4 protein-coding genes are annotated in these 8,309 nt (G+C 58.6%); 2 read left to right on the plus strand and 2 right to left on the minus strand.

Annotated elements, in window-relative coordinates; genetic code table 11:
- Positions 1–72 precede the first annotated feature (72 nt).
- Positions 73–1,782, plus strand: coding sequence for a right-handed parallel beta-helix repeat-containing protein (locus tag H5U38_16250; GenBank protein MBC7188577.1), 1,710 nt, complete (start codon positions 73–75; stop codon positions 1,780–1,782).
- 195 nt (positions 1,783–1,977) lie between these two features.
- Here H5U38_16250 and H5U38_16255 read toward each other — a convergent pair whose 3' ends face one another.
- Positions 1,978–3,129, minus strand: a complete 1,152-nt coding sequence (locus tag H5U38_16255; protein MBC7188578.1) for a hypothetical protein — start codon at positions 3,127–3,129, stop codon at positions 1,978–1,980.
- A gap of 163 nt (positions 3,130–3,292) precedes the next feature.
- Positions 3,293–4,162 carry a M55 family metallopeptidase gene (locus H5U38_16260; GenBank protein ID MBC7188579.1) on the minus strand — a complete coding sequence of 290 codons (870 nt, stop codon included), beginning with the start codon at positions 4,160–4,162 and terminating at the stop codon, positions 3,293–3,295.
- Between the two features lie 636 nt (positions 4,163–4,798).
- Here H5U38_16260 and H5U38_16265 point away from each other — a divergent pair.
- On the plus strand, positions 4,799–8,309 hold a 3,511-nt coding region (locus tag H5U38_16265; protein ID MBC7188580.1), incomplete at its 3' end, for a right-handed parallel beta-helix repeat-containing protein.

Raw genomic sequence — 8,309 nt, forward strand, 5'->3', positions numbered from 1 at the left:
GTGAAGTGCTCAAGTGGCCCCTGCTGCCCACGTGCAGGTGGTGAACGCCTGGCTTATGGAGGAGGCGAAGCCATGCACCACAAGTTGCTCGTCGCGGCATTGTTCTTCATCCTGACGCCGCCACCTTTGTGTGGTGGGGTCTACTTCGTCGGCCCCACCGGTAACAACCTCAATCCGGGAACCCGAAGCCAGCCCTGGGCCACGCCTGGCTTTGGCTCCCGACAACTCAGCCCTGGCGACACGCTGATTCTCCTGGGCGGCCGGTACGTCCTCAGCGAATACGACGCTGACATCATCGCGCCGTGTTCGGGCAGGGCGGATGCTTGGATCACCATCCGCGGAGAGACGGGCAATCGGCCGGTGCTCGCTGGACGCGACAACCTCGCGACGGCGATCGACCTCTCGGGCAGGTGTTACGTGCGCGTCGAAAACTTGGAAATCACGCATGACGCGCAGGCCACAGGCGAGGCTAAGTGGTTCCGCGAAGGGGTGGAAGTCCTTGGCGAACCTGGGCACCATCTGGCCTTTCGGGACCTCTACATCCACCACATCGATGAATACGGGATGAATCTCCAGGACGTCGAGCAGGTAGAGATCGTCAACTGTCGCCTGGAGTACTGTGGCTTCGGGGCGCTCGGGGGACCCGAGGGTACCTACGGCGGCTGGCGTCATGTGACCATCCGCGACTGCTCGCTCTCCTGGGGTGGGCATTACTATCAGGGGGGCGACGGCTCCGACCGCCCCTACGATCGCCCGGACGGCTTTGGCATCGAGCCCTCAGCCGGGCCGATTCTCATCGAGGACACCGTTGCCGAACACAATTACGGCGACGGCTTGGACTCGAAGGCGGCGAACACCACCATCCGTCGTTGCATCGTGGCCAACAACTCCTGCGATGGGGTGAAGGTCTGGGCGGACAATAGCCGCATCGAAAACACGCTCATCTACGGCCGGGGCGACGGCGACCCGGAAGTCACCCCATGGGCGCCAATTGCCATTGACCAGGTCGAACAGGCCGGTGCCCGTTTTGAGATCGTCAACGTCACAGTCGATGACCAGTTGGGGAATGAGTACCTGCTCTACGTGCAGTACGAGAACCCGGTCCCGGTGCATGTCACCATCCGCAACTGCATCTTCAGCGGACGAGGACCAAATACCTCCATCTCCGTGCACGGGAACAGCACCCTGGTCGCCGATCACAACCTTTTCTTCATCCCGCAGAGCCCGGTGCTCCTCCACTGGGGCGACCAGGAATATGATTGTGGCAAGATCGGAAGCTTAGGCGAGGGCAATCTGTGCGGGGATCCGCGCTTTGTCCAGACCGCCTGGGGCACGACGGGTGACTATCACCTGATGCCGGGCAGCCCAGCCATTGACGCAGGGAGCAGGCTCGGGGCACCCGCCACGGACCTTGAGGGCCATCCGCGGGACGCCCATCCAGACATCGGTGCCTATGAATTCGGCAGCACGGGACTCGGTGACGCGCAGCGTTCTCCGACAGAATTCTGGCTTCTGCAAAACTACCCCAACCCCTTCAATCCTTGCACGACCATTCGCCTCGTCCTGCCGCAGCGGGCACAGGTGAGGCTCGACATCTGCGATGCCCTTGGCAGAGGCGTGAGGACATTGGCCAACGACCAGTTTGCCGCGGGCGAGCACCGCATGGCTCTTGACGTGCATGATCTGTCGGCGGGTATCTATTTCCTCCGCCTCCAGGCACTTGAGCCCGCGCAGAACGTGGTGCTCTTCCGCGAGGTGAAAAAGCTCGTGCTCTTGAGGTGAGGCTCGCGCACCCGCCTCTTGGGGCCATTGCCGGAGAGGCGGGCACAACACAGCGGTTTCCCCCGGTGATCCAAGAAAGGCGTCCGCGGTGAGAAAGCGGCCGGTCGAGGATCATTCTGCGCCCGACGAACAGGGCTTGCGCGCCACGACGAAGGGCACGCGCTAATGGGTGGCGATGCGCCCTCAGCCCTGTCACTATCGCAGGTCTTGAACAGCCGGACCGGGGAACAAAAACGTCAACAGATCATCAAGGTGGGCGCGCCAGTTGCCCCAGCTGTGCCCCTCGTGCGGCTCCTGGTAGCAAACCTCATAGTCGCGCTGGTCCAGGATTTGACGTAAACCCCTCACCAGAGGGATGAGGACCGGCAGGTCATAGGTCCCGACGTCCAGGTAGATGCGCAGGGGCCGCTTGTCCCCCTCCTGGAATGCCCTGGCCAGCTCCGGCTCCACGTAGGACGACTGCGCCCCCACATTGCCAAACTGCTCCGGGTAATGAAGCCCCAGCCAGAGCGAAATGTTGCCGCCATTTGAAGCGCCGATGGTTGCCCGCAGCCGCGGATCGGCGCTCACCGGGTACCTGGCAGCCACCCAGGGGAGTACCTCCAACAGGATGAACGCGGCCAAGGCTTCCTTTCTGTCGCCCGCATACTCGCGCTGCCGCTCTCCCGGCGAAAGGAACACCGCTACCAGGGGAGCTACCTTGCCGGAGGCGATGAGGTTGTCCAGCACCGTGGCAGCGTCCCCCAGGGTCAAGTAGTCGCTCCCGTCGTGAAATAAGGCGAGCGCGTATGGCGCACCTCGGTCCGCAAAGGCAGGCGGGACGTACACGGCAACCCTGCGCCGTCCACCAAGCTGGCCGCTGGTAATGACCGTATCGTGCACCGCGCCGTGTGGCAGATCCGGCCTGAGGACAAGCTCGGCCGGTGGCTGGTACCTTCCCATGCGCAATTCCGAGTTCGGGCCAAAACCGCCGCGGATCGTCAGAGGGTTCATAGGATCGAGCAGCCAGAGGGTGTCGTCCACCACTATCTTGTAGTCCAGACGGGCGTCGGCTGCGAAGACCCGGCGTGCGTGCCACAGGTCGGTCCCCGCCACGGGCGTGAGCAGGCACGTCGGGCGCCAGCCGGTGGCATCGCCGGCCACAGCGACGCTTTGTGCCCGACCACGATAGAGAAAGTGAACCACCGTGTCCTGTTCCACCACGGGAAAAGCAGGGCAAGCCGCGTAGAGACTATCCACGAGCGCCTGTCGTTCGGCCGGCGGCGCCTGGAAAAGACGCGCCAGCACGGCACTGCAGCGCTGCCCTGAGGCCGATGATGCCAGGGACAGCAGCAGGACAGACCACATCCACCCGGGTACAACGCGCTTCTGCCTTACCCTCCACAGAGCCCTGCGAGCACAGGGTTGCCGCGTGCGCCGGAACCGCGTGCCTGCGCACCAATCGGCCTCAGGCTCGCGTCCAGGGACCGCCTGCACGACTGCAAGGCCCGTCTTCTTAGGCCACATGCGCTCAGTGCATCCAGTTAAAAGCCTTCACCACTTCCAACAAGTCGTTGCTGGTAAAGGTCAGCTCCCAGTCGCCGGTACGCTTGGCGCCAGGGTAGAGCGACTTTTCGTGCACCACCTCCTCCCGCTTCAGTTTCAGGACCATTGTGTAGGGTGGCTTCAGCTTGTAGGGTTTGTAAGTGGCAAGATTTTGCAAGGCGCGTGTCACTCCCTGGCGGATCCTCTCGCGTGCCACCTCCGGATGCAGGCACAGCGCCGCATTGCCAATCCCCTCCTTGACCGCGACGGTCTCCACATTGCCCAAGAGTTCCTTCACCTGCTGACAGATGGCCTTGTCGCCGGCCACAAAGACCACCGGCACATTGAAGTGGCCGGCGATGAGCGCATTGAGTCCCGCCTCCGGAAGGGAGACGCCGTTGATGATGAGGTCGGCGACAGTGCCACTCATGGTGTGTTCCAGAGTCGCGTGCGGCGTGCCCGCCTTGGCGTGATAACCGATGAAGATAGCCGCCGCAAAGGTCTCGTCGATCCCTTCCATCATCCCCTTGAATCCGCCTGACCAGTCGCGCAGCAGGAGAGCAGCAGGGTGCAGTTCCTCGGGCAGGATGTTGCGCGCCGAGCCGTGGGAATCGCGCACCACAATTTCTGTCGCGCCGGCAGCCACGGCCCCTTCTACCGCCGCATTGGCCTCTTTGGTCATCAGGCGCCGGAAGTAATCATAGTCCTTGCCGTTTCTATCGACTTCCTCCCAATTGACCACCCCGCTGATGCCTTCCATGTCCACAGAGATGAACACCTTGCGGGGTCCGCCCCCTTGTGCGCCAAATGGCGCCGCCATAACCGCTACCAGTGCCAAGATGAGCACTCTTTTCATGGCTCCCTCCAACTCTTGTGTCTTCCATTCCTGCCTCGCTGCAAGATAGCGATTTTCTGGCGAGGAGTCAAGCCCTTTCTCTGGTCCCATGAAGGATTACGAGAGCCGGACTGGAATTTCTGCTCGCAGACGATTTTCTACCTGTCCTTCGGGCAAGTGAAGCACCTTTTTGCACGTCTGGCGCGGACTACTATGTCCTTCGGTCCCCATCGCCGCCCACCTCACTCCCAACGGGGGCAGCGCTACCTCCACCGATTCCTGCAAAGCAAAATGGCTAGGCGTCAGCTTCACTACCGTTCCCACCATCTATTATCAAAATACCCCTCCTACACGCAAAGACCAACCCCGATGTCACGTCTCGACCAACAGGGACACCGCTGCCCGGCCATGGCAAAAATTTCTGAATTTTCACTTGACAAAATGCGTGTGGTTGCATAAATTTTCCAAAAAATCGCCGCCCACTTGGGCGGATTGTTCTATCCAAACCGGTATGCCAGTTACTGCCCGTCACGGTCGTGTCGGACCTGGCGGAAAACCCGCCTCGATCGATTCCTCCACTCTGACGCCCCCGCGAGGGGCCAAACTCATCACTGCGATCTTTCCATTCAATTACCATTTATAGAAGGAGACCGCACGATGAAGTATCAATCCTTTTCCCGCTGGCTGGTGCTGTTCTGCTCCGCTGCAGTGTGCACCCTGGCCGTTCGCCATTCACTTCTTGCTGCCGACCTCACCGACTATCAAGCACTGCAACAAGATGCGCGCGTCAATGACGATGTCGGGACATCTGCTCAGTGGAGTCCTCGCCTCGCATTGAGCTCATACAATTTCGCTGTTGTTTGTTGGTGGGACAATCGCACCGGCAGTGCGCGCATCTACGCGCAGCGGTTCGGCCAACGAGGGCTGAAGTTCCAAAACAATTTCCAGGTCGATCCAGCCAATCCTGCAGCGGATCAATTCAATCCTGATGTGGCCATCAATGATTTGGGGCATTTCGTCGTTGTCTGGGAAGAAGTCCGCGATTCCGTGAATGTCTACGCCCGGCTCTACGCGGCCAACAAAGAACCTTTGGCCCCAATCATAAGGGTGAATGAACGCGCCAATCCAGCCTCCACCACCGCCTCGCCCGCGGTAGCGATGAACGAAAGGGGCGATTTTGTCATCACCTGGGTTGGTCGCCATAGCGATCCGGTCGGCGACATATATGCGCAACGTTTCGACAGCAGCGGCGAGAAGGTCGGGAGAAATTTTCTGGTACATAACGACACCAATCATGCGCAAAACTATCCCGATGTCGCCATCAACGAAAGCGGTCGGTTTGTCATCGTTTGGGAGGACGGTCGCGACTTGCACCGTCCTTCGCATTTGTACGAAATCTACGCACATGTGTACGACAGCACGGGAGTCGCCGATGGTGCTGATTTTGCCGTCAGCGCCCACCCGGCTGGCACCACGCTTCCCGCCACGCCCAGCGTTGCCATGCAGACCAACGGCAATTTCTTCGTCGTCTGGAGTTATGGCGACGACCAGATCTACGGCCACCTCTTTCGCGCCGACAAGCAAACTATCAAGAGCGATTTCGTTATGAGTACGTTGGTTGGAGGATTAGTCGGACCAAACCACCACCCCAGAATTACCCGCTCACCAGGAGGCCTTTACGGTCTGGTCTGGGACAGCGAACGTGTGGGCAACTATGGCATCTGCTTCAAAATTTATGATGCCAATGGCAACCAGGTGGGTGGTCATCTGATCTTGAATGAATCCGTCGGCCAGCAAGAGCGCCCCGACATCGCCATTAGCAAGAAGGGTTTGCTGCTTTGCGCTTGGGAGGACGACCGCGAGGGCAATCCCGATATCTATGGCACCTGGCGCGGCGTCAACATCCCTGGTAATGTGATTGCCGGCAGCGGCTTCAATGGTCGCGTACCCCTGTCCTGGGATCATCTCTACGGCAACGATAAGGTCAATGGCTATAGGGTCTGGCGCAGCATCAGTATGACTTCTCCGTTGGTCTTGATCGCCACCGTCGATCTATCGGCCCGCGGCCTGCTCGGCTCCAGCATGCGCGACTATATCGATCTGACCGCCGTAAACGGCCAGACCTACTACTACCGCATTGAAGCGGATGCCCCCGAAAGCCAAGGACCTTCCCTGTGGGCAACGGCCACTCCCGCTGCTGGTGGACACAAGCTCCAAAGCCGATGGTCCACTCATCTACCAAGCATCGATGGTATCCTTTCCGGAAGCGAATGGGATGATGCCACCAGGCTGGACATTTCCACGGCCCACACACCACAACCAGTTCTGTTGTACATCAAAAATGATAGCTCACATCTCTACATCGCCGTGGACGATCCCAATGATCCTAACGTTGATCCGGCCAATACCTTTGGCTTTGTCTTCGATCTGGACCATAACGGCCAATGGGATGCCAGGGGGCCGAGCAAGGAAGGTATCATCCAAATAACGCCGACCAACGCGCTGTTTTTGGGAGCTTGGGGGACCTATCCAAATCACTTGGGGGCGGATGTGCCGAGAAATGCTGCCGGCGTAACTCGCAGCTTTTCGGCCGTCAGTGGTCATGTGCAATACGAGATTCGTTTTGATTTTGGTAGCAGTCCGGTTAAGGCAAAGGCGGGTGATACTCTCGGCGTCGCTCTGTATGTGAACGACCCCGGCAACCACTATTTTGATCACTACGGCAACGCTGGCGAATGGCCTTACGGCTATTTGTGGGAAGCGGCGGAGAGCTTGGGGGATTTGATTTTAGCCACGTCTGCGCCTCCCGATACGATCACACCGCCGCCCAATGTCCTCCTCGTCACCCATACCGGTAACAGCGGAGCGGGCTCGTTGCGAGAGGCTTTGCTCCAAGCCTCTAGTACCCCGGGGCGCGATAATATCCTTTTTCAGCTACCCTTATCCGATCCCAACTATGATGCCACCGCGGGCGTATGGGTGATCAGACCCACTTCTCCTTTGCCCGCCATTGGTGACTCGACGGTGATTGACGGATTGAGTCAAGCTAAGTATCTCGGCCTGACCGACGCGCCGACAAAGCCGTTGATTGTCATCAGCGGCAGAAGTGGTCTATATCGAGGACTATCCATCAACGGTTCCTACAATCATGTCAATGCCTTGACGATCAGCAATTTTGAGATCCAAATCATCATCAGCGGCCATCACAATCAGGTGTCCAGTTGTTTTATCGGCACGGATGCCACTGGCAGTCTGCGGGGAAGAGACTCGTATAATGGTATCGTCGTCGTTGGCGGAGATGAGAATATCATCGGCGGTTCGCAACCAGAGCAGGGCAATGTCATTGCCGGCTGTCTCCAGTTTTTCGGGCTCGTTTTCGATAGTGGAGCATGCGGCAATCAGGTCTGTTACAATTACATCGGCATCAACAGCGCCGGCGCAGATACCCTCGGCAACGGGGGTGGCATAGACATCGGACAGCAAAGCAACCGCAACCGGATTGGCCCAGGCAATGTCATCTCGGGAAACTATGGGTACGGAATCAGCATCTCTCAATCCGACAGCACCGAAATCAAAGGGAACTTGATCGGCCTCGATCCCTCCGGTATCCAGGCGTGGGGAAATGAAATGGCCGGCATCGCCGTATCGCATACCTCGCGGCATACGGTCATCGGTGGTTCCACAAGTGCAGAAAGGAATGTTATTTCCGGCAACGGAGACGGCATCATTCTATTTATTGGAGAAAACGACCACAATCAAATCACGGGCAATTTTATCGGAACGGATATTTCCGGCACAAAGGCATTAGGAAATGCTAACGAAGGCATCGGCATTTCTGATGGTAATCATAACATCATCGGCGGCAGCGGTAGTTCTGGAAATGTGATCAGCGGCAACGGCAGAGCCGGCATCTGCCTTGCCGGGTTCAATACAACCAATAATATGATCGTCAACAACAGCATCGGCACCAATTGGGAGGGTACTCTTCCATTGGGCAATGGGTCGAACGGTATTTATGTGTCTCTGGGTCCATGCAGGAATACCATTGGCCCCACGAATCGCATCTTCTTCAACGAACGATTTGGTGTTTGCCTCTCTGGTACTGCCACCACCGCCAACACGATCACTCAGAATCGAATTTCACAGAACAAATTGGGCGGCATCGAGC

It is taken from the genome of Calditrichota bacterium, assembly GCA_014359355.1.
In the GTDB taxonomy this organism is placed as follows: domain Bacteria; phylum Zhuqueibacterota; class Zhuqueibacteria; order JANLFK01; family Oleimicrobiaceae; genus Oleimicrobium.